Source organism: Rhodoferax sp. (assembly GCF_012927445.1).
Taxonomy (GTDB): Bacteria; Pseudomonadota; Gammaproteobacteria; order Burkholderiales; family Burkholderiaceae_C; genus Rhodoferax.
In genome coordinates this window covers 251,015-270,939 of record NZ_JABBPD010000004.1, presented here as the reverse complement: position 1 = coordinate 270,939, position 19,925 = coordinate 251,015, and the positions used below count along the sequence as shown (strand labels likewise).

Sequence of the window (19,925 nt, the reverse complement as noted above, 5' to 3'; positions counted from 1 at the left end):
TGGCTTTTCAGCTTCGGGTTTTTTCAAATTCATGCAGGTAGTCCACCAGCGCCTGCACGCCTTCAAGCGGCAAGGCGTTGTAGATGCTGGCACGCATGCCGCCGACCGACTTGTGGCCTTTGAGTTGCAGCAGGCCATGGGCGCGTGCCCCGGCCAAAAAGGCCTCGTTCAGGCTTTCGTCGTGCAGGAAAAAAGGCACGTTCATGCGCGAGCGGCAGTTGCCGGCCACTTTGTTGAGGTACAGCTGTGAATTGTCGATGGCGTCATACAACAGAGCGGCTTTGGCCTTGTTGCGCGCCTCCATGGCGGCGATGCCCCCTTGGCGTTTCAGCCACTGGAACACCAGTCCCGCGATATAAATGGCGTAGGTGGGCGGGGTGTTGTACATCGACTGGTTGTCAGCCACTGTTTTGTAATTGAAGGCGCTCGGGCATACCGGCAGCGCGTGACCCAGCAAGTCCTCCCGAACCACCACCAGTGTCAGGCCAGCAGGTCCCAGGTTCTTCTGGGCACCGCCAAAGGCCAGCCCGACCCGCGACCAGTCCACTGGCCGCGAGGCGACCTGCGAAGAAAAATCAATGACCAGCGGGGCGTCGCTGCCCAAAGCTTTCAAGTCCGGCAGTGCGTGGTATTCCACGCCGTTGATGGTCTCGTTGGTGCACACATGCACGTAGCTGGCGCCTTGGCTGAGTTGCCATGTGGTCGGATCCGGCAGTGTGGTATGGCCATCGGTCTCACTGCTGGCCGCGATATTGACCGTGCAGTATTTGCGCGCTTCCTGTTGCGACTTCTGGCTCCAGCTGCCGGTGACCACAAAGTCAGCCACACCGCCGCGCGACAGGTTCAGCGGCACGATGGCGTTTTCGGCCAGGCCGCCACCCTGCATGAACAGGATTTTGAAGTTGCCTGGCACGGCGAGCAGCTCGCGCAGATCAGCTTCGGCCTGTTCATAGATGGAGATGAACTCTTTGCCCCGGTGGCTCATTTCCATGACGCTCATGCCGCTGCCATGCCAGTCCAGCATTTCACTGGCCGCCTCGGTCAGTACCTCTTGTGGCATGGCCGCCGGTCCAGCGGAGAAGTTAAAAGGTCGCTTCATCTGTGACTTTATATATTAAATGGGGCGATAGCCCCCGTCTAATGGGCGTGAGTAGCTATTAAAAACGTAGTAATCAGGCGGCCGTACCGGCGTCGTCTTCACCTTCAACATCATCCGTGGCGTCATCGAGGATCGGATTCGCATCATTCTCGACAATACGTTGCAGTCCGCTCAGCTTGGAGCCTTCGTCCAGTCCAATCAGGGTGACGCCTTGCGTGGCGCGACCGAGTTCGCGAATCTCGCTGACCCGGGTGCGCACCAACACGCCCTTGTCGGTGATCAGCATGATCTCGTCGTCGGCATGTACCAGTGTGGCGGCCACTACTTTGCCATTGCGTTCCGACTGGGTGATGGCAATCATGCCCTTGGTGCCGCGGCCGTGGCGGGTGTATTCGGTGATGCTGGTGCGTTTGCCGTAACCATTCGTGGTGGCAGTCAAAACACTTTGCAGTTCATCTTCAGCCACCAGCATGGCGATCACGCCTTGACCCTCATCGAGCATCATGCCGCGCACGCCGCGTGCCTGGCGGCCCATCGGGCGCACATCATTTTCGTCAAAGCGCACCGCCTTGCCGCCATCGCTGAACAGCATCACATCGTGCTTGCCATCGGTGAGCGCGGCGCCAATCAGGAAGTCGCCGTCGTCCAGGTCCACGGCAATGATGCCGGCCTTGCGCGGGTTGCTGAATTCGTTCAGTGCTGTCTTCTTGACCGTGCCCATGCTGGTACCCATGAACACATACTGGTCCGCCGGGAAGGTGCGCTTTTCGCCGGTCAGGGGCAAGACCACCGTGATCTTTTCGCCCTCGGCCAGTGGGAACATGTTGACAATCGGGCGACCACGCGAACCGCGCGAACCCTGCGGCACTTCCCACACCTTGAGCCAGTAGAGCCGACCGCGGTTGCTGAAACACAGGATGTAATCGTGGGTGTTGGCAATGAAAAGCTGATCGACCCAGTCGTCCTCTTTGGTGGCGGTGGCTTGTTTGCCACGGCCACCGCGTTTTTGCGCCCGGTATTCACTCAGCGGCTGGCTCTTGATGTAGCCGCTGTGCGAGAGCGTGACCACCATGTCGGTGGGCGTAATCAGGTCTTCGGTGCTCAGGTCAAACGAACTGTATTCCACCTGGCTGCGACGCGCACCCAGCTTGGTCTGGCCGAATTCGGTTTTGATGGCGGTGAGCTCTTCGCTAATGATGGTGGAGACACGTTCGGGTTTGGCGAGAATGTCGAGCAGGTCGTCAATCTCGGCCATCACCTCTTTGTATTCCGCCACGATCTTGTCCTGCTCCAGCCCGGTCAGGCGCTGCAGCCGCATTTGCAGGATTTCCTGCGCTTGCGTCTCGGACAGGCGGTACAGGCCATCACTGCCCATGCCGTACATCTTCTCCAGTCCGTCGGGGCGGTAGTCGTCGGCATTGATCAGGCCGCCGTCAAGCCGGATGCGGGTGAGCATCTCGCGCACCAGCTTGCTGTCCCACGGTTTGGCCATCAGTTCCACCTTGGCCACGGGCGGCGTCGGTGCATTGCGGATGATGGCGATAAAGTCATCAATATTGGCCAGCGCAACCGCCAGACCTTCCAGCACATGGCCGCGCTCGCGTGCCTTGCGCAGGTTGAAAATGGTGCGGCGCGTGATCACTTCACGGCGGTGTTCCAGGAAGACTTCAATCAGGTCTTTCAGGTTGCACAGTTTGGGCTGACCGTTGATCAGCGCCACCATGTTCATGCCAAACGTGTCTTGCAACTGCGTCTGCTTGTACAGGTTGTTCAGCACCACCTCGGGCACTTCGCCCCGCTTGAGTTCAATCACCAGACGCATGCCGGACTTGTCCGACTCGTCCTGGATGTGGCTGATGCCTTCAATTTTCTTCTCGTGCACCAGTTCGGCCATGCGTTCCTGCAAGGTCTTTTTGTTGCACTGGTAGGGCAGCTCGTCCACGATGATGGCTTGCCGCTGGCCCTTGTCAATGTCTTCAAAGTGGCATTTGGCGCGCATGACAACGCGGCCGCGCCCTGTGCGGTAGCCGTCTTTGACGCCGTTGATGCCGTAAATGATGCCCGCCGTCGGGAAGTCGGGCGCGGGGATGATTTCCATCAGCTCGTCGATGGTGGCCTCCGGATTGCGCAGCAAATGCAGGCAACCATTGACCACTTCGTTCAGGTTGTGCGGTGGAATGTTGGTGGCCATGCCGACTGCAATGCCGGAGGAACCATTCACCAATAAATTGGGGAAGCGGGCTGGCATGACCAGTGGCTCTTGCTCGCTGCCATCGTAGTTGGGGCCGAAATCTACCGTTTCTTTATCGAGATCGGCCAGCAACTCATGCGCGATCTTGGACATACGGATTTCGGTGTACCGCATGGCGGCCGCGTTGTCGCCGTCCACGGAGCCGAAATTGCCCTGGCCGTCCACCAGCATGTGGCGCAGCGAGAAGTCCTGCGCCATCCGCACGATGGTTTCATAGACGGCGCTGTCACCGTGCGGGTGGTATTTGCCAATCACGTCGCCCACAATACGGGCCGATTTTTTGTACGGCTTATTCCAGTCGTTGTTGAGTTCGTGCATGGCAAACAGCACACGACGATGGACCGGTTTCAAACCATCCCGCGCATCGGGCAGGGCGCGCCCAACAATCACGCTCATGGCGTAATCGAGGTAGCTGCGCCGCATCTCCTCTTCAAGACTGATGGGCAGGGTTTCTTTGGCGAACTGGGTCATGGGCGGTCGTGGCTAGGGCTATGTCAAAGGCAACCCCTCATTCTAAGGGCGAGTCTTGTGGCATCGCCGCAACGGTTGGCTGCATTTTTTGAACGCTTTAACGACAGAAGTGGCCGTAGCCGTGTTTCTGGTTCAAGCCGGAATTCTGCTGTGGCACAATAGATCCAACGTTTTGGGTGATGGGCATCTAGGGCGTGTTACACAAATATGCGCAGCGCTGCTGCGGCTTTTTCCCCAAAAGGAGAACTATGAAGAAATTAAATAAAGTAGCAATGTTGATTGCAACCGCAGCACTCGCAACTGTCGCTGGTGCTCAAACGGTTGACAACTGGCGCAGCGCCGATGGCACTACGTGGAAAAACGGCACTAATGAACTGTGCTGGCGTGATTCCAACTGGACACCTGCAACGGCAGCTGTGGGTTGCGATGGCGCGATCGTGGCTCCTGTCGCAGTGGCTCCTGTTGCTCAAGAATCAGCTCCAGCGGCTGCACCTGTCGTAGCTCCTGTACCAGTTGCTGCCACCAAGGTGACATACGCTGCTGATGCTTTCTTTGATTTTGACAAGTCTGTGCTCAAGCCAGCTGGCAAAGCTAAATTGGATGACCTGATTGGTAAAGTCAAGGGCATCAATTTGGAAGTCATCATTGCTGTTGGTCATACTGACTCCGTTGGGAGCGACGCTTACAACCAAAAGTTGTCAATCAAGCGTTCTGAAGCTGTAAAAGCTTACTTGGTGTCCAAAGGCATCGAGAAAAACCGTGTTTACACTGAAGGCAAGGGCGAGAAACAACCTGTTGCTGACAACAAAACTAAAGACGGCCGTTCTAAAAACCGTCGCGTAGAAATCGAAGTAGTCGGTACTCGCGCCGCTAGCAAGTAATTGGCATCTACGCCAAGAAGCAGTCTGTAAAGACTGTTTCAACAAAAAACCCCGCTATTGCGGGGTTTTTTGTTTCTGTTGATCTTGTTTCGCCTCTCTGTGCAAGAGGCTCATTATTTTGCCGATAATCACCGTATGACTTCAATATTGAACGCTGATCCGGCCGAACTGGCCAAGTTCTCTGACCTGGCCCACCGCTGGTGGGACATGGAAGGCGAGTTTCGTCCCCTGCATCAAATCAATCCTCTGCGGATGGAGTGGATCAACAGCGTTTGCCCGTTGAAGGGTCAGCAAATTCTTGACGTCGGTTGTGGCGGTGGCATTCTGGCGGACGCCATGGCGCGCTCCGGCGCGATGGTGACGGGTATTGATCTGGCCGCCAAGGCGCTCAGGGTGGCGCAACTGCATGCCCTTGAAGCGCAAACCCCGAATGTGCAGTACCGTGAAATCAGTGTCGAAGCATTGGCCGCAGAGCAGCCTGGCAGTTTTGACGCGGTCACTTGTATGGAAATGCTGGAGCATGTGCCAGACCCGGCCTCGGTAGTGCGGGCCTGTGCCGCATTGGTCAAGCCGGGTGGGTGGGTGTTTTTTTCGACCCTGAATCGAAGTTCTAAATCATTTTTGTTTGCCATTGTGGGTGCTGAGTACGTGCTCAATTTGCTGCCACGCGGCACTCATGAATATGCCAAGATGATTCGGCCCAGCGAATTGGCAAGCTACTGCCGATCTGCCAGTCTGGATCTGCGGCACACACGCGGCATGGCCTACAACCCGCTGACGCGGCGCTACTGGTTGAGCGCAGACACAAGTGTGAACTATCTCTTTGCCACCCAAAAACCGGCAAGTGTGACTCCATGACGGGTAACGTCGGAATGTTCAGTGACGTGCAGGCCGTGCTCTTCGATTTGGACGGCACCCTGATTGACAGCGCGCCAGATCTGGGCGCTGCGGCCGATAAAATGCGTGTGGATCGGGGTTTGCCTTCGCTGCCGCTGGCACATTACCGCCCCATGGCTGGCGCAGGCGCGCGTGGAATGATTGGCGTCGCGTTTGGCCTGACGCCAGAGCACGCGGATTTCGCCGCGCTACGCGAAGAATTCTTCATGAATTACGAGCAGTGCATGACGCAAAGCACCTATGCCTTTGCCGGGGTGGATGATTTGATCGCTCGTTTGGTGGCGCTTGATCTCCCTTGGGGGGTTGTAACGAACAAATCCGCCCGCTTTACCGATCCCTTGACGCGCAGCATGCCCCTGTTTTCATCTGCCAGGGCGGTGGTCAGCGGCGACACGACACCCCATGCCAAACCGCATCCCGCGCCCTTGCTTGAGGCTGCCAGTCGGCTTGGCATTGCACCTGCGCGCTGTTTGTATGTGGGCGACGACGAGCGGGATATCGTGGCCGGTCTTGCCGCGGGCATGGGCACGGTAGCCGCCACCTATGGTTACCTTGGCCAAAAAGCCGATCCCGCCCAGTGGGGCGCGCAAGCCATTATTAATTCTCCGGGGGCCCTCTTGCAATTGTTTGCCAAGGCCCTAAAATAGGAGTCTTGGGGCTGCACTGGTTTCGACGTGGGTTCGGACGCGGTGTGGTGCATGTCGAGCTGAATGCGCTCGTTAATCAGATTCAAAAAAACTAACTGCAAACGACGAACGTTTCGCACTCGCTGCTTAATTGCCAGTGAGCTTTACAACAGCAGGCCGATGGGCTGGGCAAGGGGTTTTTAACGCAAGTTAAGAGTTCCAGGCTGTAAAGATAATTTCATCGGCTGGCTCAGGGCTGGGTACCTTAACCTTGGGCAAGAAAATAGGGTGCTGGCGTCCTGTGTAGCGTGTGGCTGCGCGACACAGGTGGCGAGACTCAAATCAGACCACTAAACATGTAGATCTGCCCGAACAAGGCTTGCGGACGGGGGTTCAAATCCCCCCAGCTCCACCACCGCACCTGACAAAGGCCGCTAACGAGAGTTAGCGGCCTTTTTCTTTGGAAAAAAGGATGTTACCCATGCTGAAAGTAAAACCAGTCTCCCCTGAACGCTTGCCGGATCTGTTGCGACTGATGCCCAAGGCGGAGTTACACATGCACATTGAAGGCTCACTGGAGCCGGAACTGATGTTTGCCCTGGGGTTGCGTAATGGGGTCTCGATGGCCTACCCGGATGTGGAATCACTGCGCAGCGCCTATGTCTTTGACAATCTTCAGGACTTTCTGGATATCTACCACACCGGTACGCTGGTGCTGCGCACCGAGCAGGATTTCTATGACATGGCGCATGCCTATCTGGCGCGCGCGGCCGCCGACAACGTGGTGCATGCCGAGATTTTTTTCGATACACAGACGCATACCGGTCACGGCCTGAGCACGGAAGTGGTCATCAACGGGCTGCACCGCGCCTGTGTTGATGCCCGTGCCGAATTTGGCATGAGCGCGTCCTTGATTCTTTGTTTTCTCCGCCATCTGAGCGAAAAAGAGGCCTTTGAGTGTCTGGAGCAGGTCTTGCCGCTGCGTGACAAGCTGCTGGGTGTGGGTTTGGCGTCGAGTGAGTTGGGCCATCCACCGGAAAAGTTTGCCCGCGTGTTTGCCCGAGCCCGCGCGCTGGGCCTGCGGCTGGTGGCCCATGCGGGCGAGGAAGCGCCCCCGGCTTACATCTGGAGTGCGCTGGATGCGCTCAAGGTCGCGCGCATTGATCATGGGGTACAGGCAACGCGCGACCCGGCGCTGATGGCGCGTCTGGCCAAGGACCGAATTCCACTCACGGTCTGCCCGCTCTCGAATCTGAAGCTGCGGGTGTTTCCCACGCTGGCCGAGCACAATCTGGGTCGCCTGCTGGAGGCCGGTATCGTGGCGACCGTCAATTCGGATGATCCGTCTTACTTTGGTGGCTACATCAACCAGAACTTCACCCAGACCTTTGCCGCCCTGAATCTGGGTGCCCAGCACGCCTACCAATTGGCGCACAACAGTTTTGAGGCGAGTTTTATTGATGATGAGCTCAAGCGCCAGTACATCGACCGCTTGAATGGCGTCTTCGAGACGTTTCAGTAACGATTATTGGGCTAACTTGCCGCAACCCCTGCACCGTTAAAATAACCCCAAGGTCCGCTGCTCCGGCGGGCCTTGTCTTTTGTTTTCGGAGCCATGTAGAGGACCACCATGTACAAAAACCTCGTAGCCGCGCTTGCGGCCGCCTGTTTTATTTCGCCCGTTTTTTCGCAAACTATCCCGCCGGCCACCGCCGCCAAAGAACCGTTGCAAGTCGGCTTTGTCTATGTGGCCCCGCTGACCGATGCCGGTTGGGTGCGCCAGCATGATGAGGGCCGCCGGGCCGTGCAGGCGGCCTTGGGCGCTCGGGTTAAAACCACCTATGTCGAAAACGTAGCCGAAGGGGCGGATGCCGAACGCGTGATTCGCGATTTGGCGGCCACCGGGCACAAGCTCATTTTCACGCCCAGTTTCGGCTACATGGAACCCACGCTCAAGGTGGCGCAGGAATTTCCGGACGTTAAATTCGAGTCCATCACCGGCTACAAGACCGCGCCCAATGTTGCGGTGGCCAATGCGCGCTATTACGAGGGCCGCTACCTGGCGGGCATCGCCGCCGGGCGCATGACGCGCACCAACCTGGCGGGCTACGTCGCGGGTTTTCCGATTCCCGAAGTGCTGCAGGGCATCAATGCCTTTACTTTGGGGATGCGTTCAGTCAACCCCAGGGCCGAGGTCAAAGTGGTGTGGCTCAATGTCTGGTTTGATCCGACGCGCGAGCGTGACGCCGCCATGACGCTGTTCAACCAAAACGTGGATGTGATTGCCTTTCACACCGGTTCATCGGCCATCATGGCCGCGGCGCAGGAACGCGGCAAACTGGCGGTGGCCTACCATTCGGACATGCGAAAAATTGCCCCCGATGCGCAAATCGTGGCGGTAACCCACCAATGGGGCCAGTACTACACCCAGCGTACCCAAGCCGTGCTGGACGGCACTTGGCAAAGTGGTGCCGTTTGGGGTGGCGTCAAGGAGGGCATGATCAAGATCGACGGCTTTGGCGCCAAAGTGCCCAAGGCCGTGCAGGCCGAAGTACTGGCACGACAAAAGGACATTGCGGCGGGCAAACTGCATCCGTTCCATGCCACGAAAACCGTGCTGGACAACCAAGGCAAAGAGGCAATCGCCAGGGGCCATACGCTCAACGACGATCAGATTCGCAAAATGAACTGGCTGGTGCAAGGGGTGCAGGGCAAACTGCCCTGACGCTTGTTCACCAAAGCAGGCAAGGCGCCGGGCCAATTTGACGCTGTGTCAGGGTTGGGCCGGGGCGAGCGGTTAAGCTCATTCACCATGAAAGCCTACCGCGCCGCCATCCTCCGCTTTGCCCCTGATTGCGAACCACGCCATTCGGCGATATTTGAAGAAGACGGCCTGCTGGTGGTCGGGCCGGATGCCCATGGCACGCAGGTGGTGCAGGCGGTGGGACCGTACCGCGATCTGAAGGATCAATGGCCCGATGTCGCGCTGGAACACCTGCCGGGGCGCATCATCGCCCCCGGCTTTGTGGACATGCACATCCACTTCCCACAGACGGACATCATTGGCTCACCCGCTGACGGCTTGTTGCCGTGGCTGAAGTACTACACCTTTCCTGAAGAAAAACGTTTTGAAGCCCCCGACTACAGTGCGCAAGCAGCTGCGTTTTTCATAGCGGAACTGTTGCGCAACGGTGTCACCACCGCGCTGGCGTTTGCCACTTCGCACAGCGAATCGGTTCAGGCTCTGTTCACCGAGGCGCACGCCCGGCAGCTGCGCCTGATCACCGGCCTGTGCCTGATGGACCGCAATGCCCCGGTCGAGGTGCGCAATCGTGCCGGCGCCGACGGTTCACGTAACGTAACCGAACAAAGCCTGATGGACACTGAGGCGTTGATCAAACAGTGGCACGGCAAGGGCCGGCTGGGCTACGCCATCACGCCGCGGTTTGCCCCGAGTTGCAGTGAGGCCCAGCTGCGCGGCGCCGGGGAGTTGGCCGCCAAATACCCCGAGGTGTGGATTCAGTCGCATGTGGCGGAAAACAAGGATGAAATCAAATGGGCGCGCGAGCTGTTTCCGGATTCGCGCAGCTATCTGGCGACCTACGCGGATTTCGGCCTGATGCGGGAGCGCGCGGTCTACGCCCATTGCATCCACTTTGACGATGAGGATCGTGCCCTGATGCGCGACACCGGGGCGGTGGCGGCGATCAGCCCGACCAGCAATCTGTTTTTGGGCAGCGGTTTTTTTGACTATGCGGGGGCGGACCGCGTTGGCTTCCGCTACGGCCTGGCCAGCGATGTCGGTGGCGGCACCAGTTTCAGCCCGTTTCACACCATGCTGGCCGCCTATTACGTGGGGCGGGAAGGGCAGACCAAGCTGGGCTTGTCCCTGTCGCCGCAGCACCTGTGGTGGCAGCACACAGCCGGTGCGGCGCAAGCGCTGGGACTGGATGGCCAACGAGGTCGGCCGGCCGTCGGCAATCTGCTGCCCGGTTGTGAAGCGGATTTTGTGGTGCTGAACCCGAAGGCCACGCCCTTGCTGGCGCGCAGAACCGCCCATGCCAACAGCCTGGACGAACTGCTGTTCGCCATGATCGTGCTGGGGGATGACCGTTTGATCGAGAAGACTGTGATTTCTCAAGCCTTTTAAGCCTCTAGCCCCCGTCTATATTGTGTAAGTAGCTCTTAAATTAATAGTGAAAATTGTGCTGGTTTGAGGCGTCATACAGCTTAAGCCGCTTGGTTTGCCTGCTTACAATCGTGGCAACACAGGAGTTTCGTTCCCATGACTATTAAAAGTGACAAATGGATTCGCCACATGGCCGAGACCACCGGCATGATCGAGCCGTTTGAGCCGCGCCAGGTGCGCGAGCGCGACGGCAACAAAATCATCAGTTACGGCACCAGCAGCTATGGCTATGACATCCGCTGCGCTCCTGAATTCAAGGTGTTCACCAACATCCACAGCACCGTGGTCGACCCGAAGAACTTTGACGAAAAAAGCTTTGTCGATTTTCACGGCGACAGCTGCATCATTCCGCCCAACAGCTTTGCGCTGGCGCGCACGTTGGAGTACTTCCGCATTCCGCGCAACGTCCTCACCATCTGTCTGGGTAAAAGCACCTACGCCCGCTGCGGCATCATCGTCAACGTGACACCGTTTGAGCCGGAATGGGAAGGCTACGTCACGTTGGAGTTTTCAAACACCACGCCACTGCCAGCCAAAATTTACGCGGGCGAGGGCTGCGCGCAGGTGTTGTTCTTCGAAAGCGATGAAGTTTGCGAAACCAGTTACAAGGATCGCGGCGGCAAATACCAGGGCCAAGTGGGGGTGACGCTGCCCCGTGCCTGAGGTCGGCGCGTCGGCTGTTGTGCCTGTTTTTTCGGTATAGAGGATAATACGGGTTTGCCCCCAGTCCTTGGGGTGCGATCAGCTATCGGATTGATAGCACCTGACTTTGGCTATGAATGACCGATTTAAACTCTGAACTGACTTCCGACACTTTGCCCATGGCCTTTGCCCAGTTGCAATTGGCCGCTCCCTTGGCCCGCGCTGTGGCTGAAATGGGCTACGAGTCCATGACCCCGATCCAGGCCCAAGCCATTCCCGTGGTGTTGCAAGGCCGCGATGTGATGGGCGCCGCCCAGACCGGCACCGGCAAGACGGCCGCATTTGCTTTGCCGCTCCTGCAACGCATGCTGCGGCACGAGAGCAGCTCGACCTCACCCGCCCGCCATCCCGTGCGCGCCTTGGTGCTGTTGCCCACCCGTGAACTGGCCGACCAGGTGGCGCAGGCCATCAAGGACTATGCCAAATACACCCAGTTGCGCAGTGCCGTGGTGTTCGGCGGCATGGACATGAAGCCCCAGACCATCGAATTGAAAAAGGGCGTTGAAATTCTGGTCGCCACACCGGGTCGCCTGCTGGACCACATTGAGGCCAAGAACGCCGTGCTTAACCAGGTTGAGTACGTGGTGCTGGACGAAGCCGACCGCATGCTGGACATTGGTTTTCTGCCCGATTTGCAGCGCATTTTGAGCTACCTGCCCAAGCAGCGCATCACGCTGCTGTTCTCGGCCACGTTCTCGCCCGAGATCAAACGCCTGTCCAGCAGTTACCTGCAAGATCCGGTGACGATTGAAGTCGCCCGGTCCAATGCCACCGCGTCCACCGTCGAGCAGCGTTTCTATAGCGTCGGCGACGACGACAAACGCCACGCGTTGCATCAGATTCTGAAGCAGCGCGGCATGAAGCAGGCCTTTGTGTTTGTAAACAGCAAGCTGGGCTGCGCCCGCCTGGCCCGTTCGTTGGAGCGGGAAGGCCTGAAAACCACCGCACTGCATGGCGACAAGAGCCAGGATGAACGTTTGAAGGCGCTCGACTCCTTCAAAAAAGGCGAAGTCGATTTGCTGGTGTGTACCGACGTGGCGGCGCGCGGGCTGGACATCAAGGATGTGCCGGCCGTGTTCAACTTCGATGTGCCTTTCAATGCCGAAGACTACGTGCACCGCATTGGTCGCACCGGGCGTGCCGGGGCGGCAGGTCTGGCGGTCACTTTCGTGTCCAAGAGCGATGCCCGTCTGGTTGGCGAGATTGAAAAACTCACCAAAACAAAAATTGAGTTAGAGGCCGTCGAGTTTGACGAAGATGTGCCGGACATTCGCAAACAGGGCCGTATCAACGACGGCCGTCGCATGTACGCCGAAGGGGCGCAAGACGACTCGCGCCCGGGCAATCACCGGACGGGTCCGACACGGGACGTGGCCCAGGAAGGGCAATATGCCCGGCAAGAACGTGCTCCCCGCCGCGATTTCACGCGGTCGACACCCGCGTCGCGGGATCCGTTTTTTGACAAGCCTTACGAGCCGGCTCCCGCCTCCGAGGTGGTGCCGTCTTGGGAGGCCACCGTCAAACAAGGTACGCGCAGCATTTCGGCCAATATCAAACCCAAACGCCGGATTGCGGCGCTGTTCAAGGCCGAAGTCACGTCTTGATCTGAAGGCTGGCCCGGCGGTTCCGCCGGGTTTTAGCCGGGTTTTTGTGCCTGCTCGCACTTCACCTGGATCAGCTCCTGCCTGAGTGTGACGCTGGTCTTGGCGCCGCCTACGCGCAAGGCGCTCAAACAGCCTCCCCAAACGCAACCCGTGTCCAGCGACAAGACCTCTGGGCGATTGATCCAACCCAACGTTGACCAGTGGCCAAAGGCGACGGTGACACCCGCGGTTTGGCGATTCGGCGCATCAAACCACGGCCAGTAGCCTGGCGGCGTGGCACCGGCACCTTCTTTGCTGACAAAGTCCATCCAGCCATCGGCATCACAAAACCGCAGTCGGGTGAGTGCGTTCACAATCACGCGCAAGCGGGCCGTGCCGGTCAGCGTCTCGCTCCAGAAGTTTGGCTCATCACCGTACATCTGCTGCAAAAAGTCGCCCAGCGCAGGGCTGCGCAGAATGGACTCCACCTCGCTGGCCAATGCTATTGTTTTGGTAGCTGTCCACGAAGGCAGAACGCCGGCGTGGATCATTAAAACCTCATGACCATCGATGTTTTCAAGGATCGCCATGCGTTGCCAGCGCAGCCAGTCCAGCATCGCCTGCCGGTCGGGGGCGTCCAGAATGCCTGTCAGGGTGTCTTTGCGGTGCGGCTTGCGCGCGCCATAGGCAACGGCCAGCAGATGCAAATCGTGGTTGCCCAGCACGGATTGAGCCGATCCACCATACGCCATCAAACGCCGCAGCACGGCGGCCGATTCTGGTCCGCGGTTGACCAGGTCACCCAGCATGTAGAGCGTGTCGCGGCTCGCCGAAAAAGAAATTTCATCCAGCAAGCGCTGCAGGGCGCTATCGCAACCCTGCACGTCACCAATAAGGTAGAGTGCCATGGTGTTCATTCTCGCTCTTGATTCATGGAATTTTTGCTGATTATTTTTTTGACATTGCTTAATGGTGTGTTTGCCATGTCAGAGTTGGCGTTGGCGTTTAGCCGAAAAGCACGGCTCAACACCATGTCCGAAGCCGGTGACAAAGGGGCGCAGGCGGCGCTCGCGTTGCAGGGTAATCCCAATAAATTTTTGTCGACGGTGCAGGTCGGCATCACCTCGATCGGGGTGCTTAACGGCATCGTGGGCGAGGCTGCGTTCAGTCCAAGCGTCGCCACATGGCTGCACGGATTGGGCATGGCAGAAAACGTGGCCGCTATTTCCGCCACCGCCATCGTGGTCACCTTGATCACCTACACAACCATTATTTTTGGTGAACTGGTGCCCAAGCGCATCGGTCAGTTGCACCCTGAGTCCGTCGCGCGCTGGGTGTCACGCCCCATGTTGTGGTTGGCCACTGCTGCCGGTCCGTTTGTGAAATTGCTGTCCGGTTCCACGGCGACGGTTCTCCAGTTGCTGCGTATTGACACCAATGCAACGCGGGCGGTCACCGAGGAAGAAATTACCGCCAGCCTGGAAGAAGGCGTCGATGCGGGCGTGATTGAGCAGCATGAGCACCAAATGGTGCAAAACGTGTTTCATCTCGATGATCGGACACTGACCTCGTTGATGGTCCCGCGCACGGATGTGGAATGGCTTGATGCCAGCAACACCGTCGCGCAAAGCCTGACGATCGCGGGCACGGGTGGCCGAAACGGCGCTCATTCCTGGTATCCGGTATGCCGTGGCTCGCTCGACGACGTGGTGGGCAAGATCAGCATTGGCCGTCTGCTGGAACTGGGCGCCAATGCGCCGGGAACGATTGAAGAATATGTGACCTCCGCCTCTTTTGTGCCCGAGACGTTGAGCGGCATGGAGTTGCTGGAGCAGTTTCGCGCCAAGGCGGGGCGGTTTGTCTTGGTGGTGGATGAGTATGGCGTGGTGCAGGGCTTGCTGACGCCGCGGGACCTGCTGGAGGCCATTACCGGTGAATTACAGCCCGGGGCGCAAATTGATGCCTGGGCCACGCAGCGGGACGATGGCTCGTGGCTGCTGGACGGCATGATGCCGGTGAGCGAGCTCAAGGTTCGCCTGGACCTTGACTACCTGCCAGAGGAAGACCGTGGCCGCTACAACACGGTGGCGGGTCTGCTGATGTCCGTCACGGGCCATCTGCCGGCCGTCGGTGAGCGCATTGAGTGCGCAGACTGGCTGTTTGAGGTGGTTGACCTGGACGGCAAGCGCATCGACAAGGTGCTTGCAAGTCCCCTTGCCGGGTCGGGTGCGACCTGATTAACCCGCTGTGATGAGGCAGTTGGGTTTGCCGACATCCTCAAACAGGGTCGGCATCTGCTGCTTCAGACGGTGTGACATCTGGTACAGACCCGACAGCCCTTTGCGCTGCAAAAAACCGGACAGGCACACCGCAAACTCGACGAAAAGCTCCAAGCTGGGTAACGCGTCATAGCTCCCCCATTTAAGTTGAAGCTCGTCGCTTTTTTTCTTGAGCTCAGCAGGGGGACATGCCATCGTTTTTTACCTGAACGTGAAGCCTGCAATTATGGCAGTCGCCCGGCTAGGCGCGCCCTGCCAGCCGATACGTCAGCAAGCCCATCAGCTCGTGCAAGGCCAGGTGCCACTTTGTGGCGCCACCCGCCAGCGAGTATTGCGTCCACGGTGTGTCGGTGCCGGTGCGAAAGTCCACCGGATAGGCCGTGACATTCCAGCCCGCTTTGCGAAAGGTGGCCAGGGCGCGTGGCATGTGCGAGGCCGAGGTCAACAGGAGCCAGGGTTGGGCGGGGTCCACGCCCGCAACGCGGGCGCTAAAAATGGCGTTTTCATAGGTGGTGTGCGAAGCCGACTCATAAACAACCCGCTGCGGCGCCACGCCCATGCTGTCGAAGAAGATCTTGGCGCGCGCAGCTTCGGTAAAGCCTTCGGCAAACAGTTCGCCTTCACCGCCTGTGAACAGTAGACGCAGATGCGGATAGTGCTGCAGCAGGGCAATCGGCACCGTCATGCGTTCCGCGGCACTGTTCAAGGCGACCTGACCGTGTCCATGCCACACATAGGCTGGCTCCAGTGCACCCCCCAGCACCACCACCCCTGCGTACGGTTGCAGGGAGGCCTTTGCGGCGGGCCCTGGGTACTGCGCTTCAAGCTGGCGGATCACCACATCTGGCAGCGGCTCCCATCCCTGCACCAGCAGCACCGTCAAGGCAGCCCAGCTCAAAGCTGTGCCCAATCTGCGCCGAATGGGCATGCACAGCAGCCCCACCAGCAGCAAGACAACAACCCAAGCCAACGGCTGGGTCACAAACGAAAACAACTTTGAAGCGAGAAACATGGGAGGGCGAACTGTCGATGGGTTGATTGGTTGGGGCACAACGTCTGAAGTGCCGTTCAGCATTCAGTGTATTGCGGTTGACTGGCTTAAAAAAAACCCGCAATCACCCACGGCAGATCGCTCGCCGGCGATCACACCCAGCCACGCGCTAAAAAGTGAACTTTCGTCGGCTCAGTGCGAATTATCAATGCACAAAAAACAGTATATATAGTATAAACAGTTGTCTATAAAGTGCATTGAAGGAGAACATCATGAACACTGAAGACGCAACTCGCGTGACCCGGCTGTTTAATTCGCTAACAGGGCTCGCCAAAAGATTGTTTGAGGCGCTGAATGCACCGCAACGGTCAGATTCCCCCAAAACTGCTGGCATGTTTGCTGGTTCACTCGTGTCTCAGGATCACGAGACCCACCACAAGTAGCCTCATCGCCGATGAGTGCGGCGTAAATCTTTTCCTACAAAAAGTACTTAAGACTGCCTACATCTTTTTTGGGCTGAAGAAGCTAAAGTTTTACAACTTAAACGTGGTGGATGCATCCAGTCTGCCACGATTATTCGTCAGCTTATCAAAGGAGTCACTATGAAGAAATCGCACCGCCTAATTTCTGGTTTGTTTTTAGCAGCCGTATCGCTGGGCGCCGTCGTTGGCGCGCAAGCGCAAAGCAGCGAGTCCAGTTCCAGAAGTGGCTACGGCATGTACGGTCCTGGCACGGGCTACGTTGGCTTGAATGCCGGACGTTCTGATTTCATGGTGGGCAACGGTGTTGGCATCTTTAATCACGACCAAGGCGACACCGCCTACAACATTTATGCAGGCGGTTATTTCAGTAATAACTTTGGTGTTGAGATTGGCTACACCGATTTCGGCAGTGTCAATCGCGCGGGCGGTCGCACCAAGGCGGATGGCCTCAATCTGAGTCTGGTCGGCAAACTGCCAGTCAGCAATATGTTTAATTTGCTGGGCAAGATCGGCGCAACCTATGGCCGCACGGACGTGTCGTCAGCCGCTGGTTCCGGTGTCACCGCCGGTACCGAGAATGGCTTCGACTGGTCTTATGGTGTGGGCGCTGAATATTCGTTCACGCCGAAATGGTCTGCTGTAGTGCAATACGACGAGCATTACTTGAAGTTTCCTGGCAGCGGCCGTGACCGCGTCAGCGCTGCCACTTTGGGTGTGCGCTACGGTTTCTAAACGTCGTAAAAATCGCACGCGTTCAAGGCGATTGAAGGCGTGCAGGTTCACCTGATTCGTGCTATTTGATGTTGACGTTTGTAACGACTTTGGCACGGTATTTTGCTAGCAGGCTTGGCCATGCATAAACTCCAGCCACTCGGTGGCTGGTAATTTAAGCGACCGTGATCCCAAGTTCACCCAGCAACTCTGCGGCCTGATTCAGTGAAATGGTGGCACCCCGGAACAGTTTCGCGTCCCCCAGCTTTAACCCACCAATGTCAGCTTCACGCAGGTCCGCGCCCTCAAAGCGCGTCAACTTCAGGTGGGCGTTGCGCAGACTTCCGCCGACAAAGACCACCTCCCGAAAGTCGCACCCTGACAAGTCGGCCTCCGCGAAATCAAGTTGTTGTAGTTGCATCTTGCGAAACGACATCTTGCGCAGGTCGGCACCCACCAGCAAGGTCTCTTCGAAGGACATCCCCAAGTGCGCCACTTCTTCGAAATTGGCACCCGTGAGTTTGCACTCTTTGAAGGAGGCAGACGACAGCCTGGCGCGGCGCCACTTGGTATTGTTGAGGTCACAATTTAGAAACTGGGCATCGACCAGTTCGGCCGCTTCAAAGTCGGCCTGGCGCCCACGGCATCGGCGCCAGATGGTTTGCGACAAGGTCGCTGCAAACAGAGATGCTTCCATGAATTTGCAGTCCCGGAATTCAAAGCCGCGCATTTCCAATCGCGAGAGGTCACAACCCTCAAAATCGCAGTCCTCGAAAACAAGCCGCTGGGTTGCTCTGGCAATGAGTGATTCCAAGAGCGAGCGCGAAATCGTTTGACCAATGATGGTGGAAGCGTTGGCCTCCATCGCCGTGGCAGTGCCAGTGTCTGTCATGTGTGAAATTTTTCCAGTGCCATCGTTTTCAGCGGAGTCGGCATTTTTGCATACAACCCACTAGACATGAGGCAGACATAAAAATAGGTAAAGTAACGTTCATCATCAGCCGCCTCGGCTTGTCAATGCCAGCATCTTTGCTTTTTCTCAAAGTCGAAGGTGTGATCCCTGAAAAAATAACTTGTGTAGTTGGCGGCGTCCGGCTTTACCTGATTTTGATGAAGGGAAAACATCATGGGATTACTAGATTCGGTCATGGGCTCCGTAACAGGCCAGTTGAGTCAAGAAGGCAATCTTTTAAGAATATTGAGCGAATTGCTGGCCAACAACTCAGAGCTAGGAGGGCTAGCGGGCTTGGTTGAAAAATTCAATCAGGCCGGCATGGGCAATATCGTCAACTCCTGGATCGGCAGTGGCGAGAAGCTGCCAATTTCTGGCGAGCAAATTTCGAGTGTGTTGGGCAGCAGTGTCATTGGCAACATTGCGACCCAGCTAGGTATTGATCCTGCACAGGTGTCGAATCAGATATCGCAGGTTCTGCCTGGCTTGATCAATAAGCTCACGCCAGGAGGCGTTGCGCCTGAAGGTGGTTTGGGTAATGCGAGCGACTTGATTGGCAAGCTGGGCGGTTTTCTGAAGGGCTAACGCTCAGTCATCTGGGTGCTTTTGTGCCCGGGCACTTTACTGATTGACAGTAAGCTGGCGCTAACGTCGCGTTGGCTAAGGCTTTTCGTTCTTTGCAGGTGAGGCCGTCTGGGCTTGGATCTCGTTGAGGCGAGCATTGATTGATGCGTTGAGCGAGACGCCCGCTCGCTTGTCGAAAAATACATCGGGCTCACTGCCGCCAGACGGAAAAGAATGGAAAGTCAGGAGGCCTATCGAGATCCCCAGCAAGACCATGCATGCGATAGCCAAGTGCCTCAAAATGACGGTGCCCGATCGCGTCATGAGGTAGCGCCGTTGCCCTCCGTGTGTGAACTTGATTCCCGCAGTTTGACACTTTCGGCAGATGTATTCCCCATACCGGTTCTTGTGGCAGTCTTTGCGTTCAATGGTGGCACTACAAGCGGAACAGACTTTAAACATAGTTGTGGGTACATAGAGTGGGTGGCGGGCTTTTACAGTCGCTTATGAAACAGCAGGCAGCGAACAGATGTTGCCGTGCTCCTCATTGTTTCCTCCAAGAATGAACCTGGCAGCGGCAAGAATCGTCATGGTCTATTTCACGGCCTATCTTCTTGAAAATTGCGTTCGTGCTCTGAAGCAAAGTTCGCGCCAATAAGGCTCTCAAGCACCGGAATTTCCGACTGGGCCTAGCTAACCAAGGCTTGGGCAAACAAGACATCGAGTCGCAAAAACGGTATCTGTAAAGTAATCCGACGCAACTTCAAGATTTTTGCGGAACCAACATGAGCCAATGGGGTCGACACGGCAGGCTCAAACATCCCGATAAGTGTTTTAACGTAGCGAGTCATCCATGAATCGCCAGAGCATTAGCGCCGCAATCGTTTCACCTGCCCGCTAAATGAAGAAACTCACTAAGAATTGGAGACCCGGTACAACAGCCACGTGACCAGAGTCACAACGGCCAAGTACAACAAAAATGCGGGTGGCGTCCACTTCCTCAATTGCCGTAGACGCTGACGCCATGTGAACTTTATTCCGGCACGCTGGCATTTCCGGCAGATGTATTCCCCATACCGGTTCTTGTGGCAATCATGGCGTGCCACGGTTTCGCCACAAGCGGAACAAACGCGCGACATATCAGGGCGGCCCGGTGAATTAGCGTTTTCGTTAGGGGCCATATGCTGCGCATCAGTTATTGGTTGGTGGCGCATTTGAAAATGCTATACCGCCAAGAGCAGGAGTTT

At 57.3% G+C, this 19,925-nt stretch carries 18 protein-coding genes and 1 other RNA gene; 13 read left to right on the top strand and 6 right to left on the bottom strand.

The annotated features are described in order from the left end of the window. Positions 1–7 precede the first annotated feature (7 nt). Together serC and gyrA are read right to left on the bottom strand one after the other, a co-directional pair. The gene (gene serC / locus HHJ17_RS06800; protein ID WP_296501696.1) at positions 8–1,099 is read right to left on the bottom strand and encodes a 3-phosphoserine/phosphohydroxythreonine transaminase; all 1,092 of its coding nucleotides are present in this window, start codon (positions 1,097–1,099) and stop codon (positions 8–10) included. A 73-nt stretch (positions 1,100–1,172) separates the two neighbouring features. Next, positions 1,173–3,821 (bottom strand): DNA gyrase subunit A, encoded by a 2,649-nt coding sequence (gene gyrA / locus HHJ17_RS06795; RefSeq protein ID WP_296501697.1) that lies wholly within the window; start codon positions 3,819–3,821, stop codon positions 1,173–1,175. A gap of 248 nt (positions 3,822–4,069) precedes the next feature. On the opposite strand from gyrA, the gene ompA reads away from it, so the two are divergent. The 9 genes from ompA (at position 4,070) to HHJ17_RS06750 (ending at position 12,720) form a co-directional block, all read left to right on the top strand. Then, positions 4,070–4,702: an outer membrane protein OmpA gene (gene ompA, locus HHJ17_RS06790; RefSeq protein ID WP_296501698.1), complete on the top strand. Its 633-nt coding sequence runs from the start codon at positions 4,070–4,072 to the stop codon at positions 4,700–4,702. 135 nt (positions 4,703–4,837) lie between these two features. Next, the gene (ubiG, locus tag HHJ17_RS06785) at positions 4,838–5,560 is read left to right on the top strand and encodes a bifunctional 2-polyprenyl-6-hydroxyphenol methylase/3-demethylubiquinol 3-O-methyltransferase UbiG (protein WP_296501699.1); all 723 of its coding nucleotides are present in this window, start codon (positions 4,838–4,840) and stop codon (positions 5,558–5,560) included. A 14-nt stretch (positions 5,561–5,574) separates the two neighbouring features. Continuing rightward, a complete protein-coding gene (locus HHJ17_RS06780; protein ID WP_296501729.1) occupies positions 5,575–6,246 on the top strand; it encodes an HAD-IA family hydrolase in 672 nt (223 codons plus the stop codon). A 7-nt stretch (positions 6,247–6,253) separates the two neighbouring features. After that, positions 6,254–6,640, top strand: a transfer-messenger RNA (tmRNA) gene (ssrA, locus tag HHJ17_RS06775). Positions 6,641–6,706: 66 nt separating this feature from the next. Next, the gene (locus tag HHJ17_RS06770) at positions 6,707–7,747 is read left to right on the top strand and encodes an adenosine deaminase (protein WP_296501700.1); all 1,041 of its coding nucleotides are present in this window, start codon (positions 6,707–6,709) and stop codon (positions 7,745–7,747) included. A gap of 108 nt (positions 7,748–7,855) precedes the next feature. Then, positions 7,856–8,950, top strand: a complete 1,095-nt coding sequence (locus HHJ17_RS06765; RefSeq protein WP_296501701.1) for a BMP family ABC transporter substrate-binding protein — start codon at positions 7,856–7,858, stop codon at positions 8,948–8,950. Positions 8,951–9,037: 87 nt separating this feature from the next. Beyond that, positions 9,038–10,375 carry a guanine deaminase gene (gene guaD / locus HHJ17_RS06760; RefSeq protein ID WP_296501702.1) on the top strand — a complete coding sequence of 446 codons (1,338 nt, stop codon included), beginning with the start codon at positions 9,038–9,040 and terminating at the stop codon, positions 10,373–10,375. A gap of 135 nt (positions 10,376–10,510) precedes the next feature. Beyond that, a complete protein-coding gene (gene dcd, locus HHJ17_RS06755; protein WP_296501703.1) occupies positions 10,511–11,077 on the top strand; it encodes a dCTP deaminase in 567 nt (188 codons plus the stop codon). A 152-nt stretch (positions 11,078–11,229) separates the two neighbouring features. Beyond that, on the top strand, positions 11,230–12,720 hold the full coding sequence (locus HHJ17_RS06750) for a DEAD/DEAH box helicase (protein ID WP_296501730.1): 1,491 nt from the start codon (positions 11,230–11,232) through the stop codon (positions 12,718–12,720). A 32-nt stretch (positions 12,721–12,752) separates the two neighbouring features. Here HHJ17_RS06750 and HHJ17_RS06745 read toward each other — a convergent pair whose 3' ends face one another. Then, positions 12,753–13,607: a symmetrical bis(5'-nucleosyl)-tetraphosphatase gene (locus tag HHJ17_RS06745; protein WP_296501704.1), complete on the bottom strand. Its 855-nt coding sequence runs from the start codon at positions 13,605–13,607 to the stop codon at positions 12,753–12,755. A gap of 24 nt (positions 13,608–13,631) precedes the next feature. Here HHJ17_RS06745 and HHJ17_RS06740 point away from each other — a divergent pair, with 24 nt between their 5' ends. Continuing rightward, the gene (locus tag HHJ17_RS06740) at positions 13,632–14,936 is read left to right on the top strand and encodes a hemolysin family protein (protein WP_296505358.1); all 1,305 of its coding nucleotides are present in this window, start codon (positions 13,632–13,634) and stop codon (positions 14,934–14,936) included. Here HHJ17_RS06740 and HHJ17_RS06735 read toward each other — a convergent pair whose 3' ends face one another. Both HHJ17_RS06735 and HHJ17_RS06730 read right to left on the bottom strand, forming a co-directional pair. Next, complete coding sequence (locus HHJ17_RS06735; protein ID WP_296505357.1) at positions 14,937–15,173, bottom strand: hypothetical protein; 237 nt, start codon at positions 15,171–15,173, stop codon at positions 14,937–14,939. Positions 15,174–15,219: 46 nt separating this feature from the next. Then, complete coding sequence (locus HHJ17_RS06730) at positions 15,220–15,990, bottom strand: YdcF family protein (protein ID WP_296501707.1); 771 nt, start codon at positions 15,988–15,990, stop codon at positions 15,220–15,222. A gap of 251 nt (positions 15,991–16,241) precedes the next feature. Here HHJ17_RS06730 and HHJ17_RS06725 point away from each other — a divergent pair, with 251 nt between their 5' ends. Together HHJ17_RS06725 and HHJ17_RS06720 are read left to right on the top strand one after the other, a co-directional pair. After that, a complete protein-coding gene (locus HHJ17_RS06725; protein ID WP_296501708.1) occupies positions 16,242–16,412 on the top strand; it encodes a hypothetical protein in 171 nt (56 codons plus the stop codon). Between the two features lie 159 nt (positions 16,413–16,571). Then, on the top strand, positions 16,572–17,183 hold the full coding sequence (locus tag HHJ17_RS06720) for an outer membrane beta-barrel protein (protein WP_296501709.1): 612 nt from the start codon (positions 16,572–16,574) through the stop codon (positions 17,181–17,183). A gap of 154 nt (positions 17,184–17,337) precedes the next feature. Here the strand turns inward: HHJ17_RS06720 and HHJ17_RS06715 are convergent, their stop codons facing one another. Continuing rightward, a complete protein-coding gene (locus HHJ17_RS06715) occupies positions 17,338–18,054 on the bottom strand; it encodes a pentapeptide repeat-containing protein (RefSeq protein ID WP_296501710.1) in 717 nt (238 codons plus the stop codon). A gap of 234 nt (positions 18,055–18,288) precedes the next feature. On the opposite strand from HHJ17_RS06715, the gene HHJ17_RS06710 reads away from it, so the two are divergent. After that, positions 18,289–18,699, top strand: coding sequence for a YidB family protein (locus HHJ17_RS06710; RefSeq protein WP_296505355.1), 411 nt, complete (start codon positions 18,289–18,291; stop codon positions 18,697–18,699). The last annotated feature ends 1,226 nt before the right edge of the window (positions 18,700–19,925 follow it).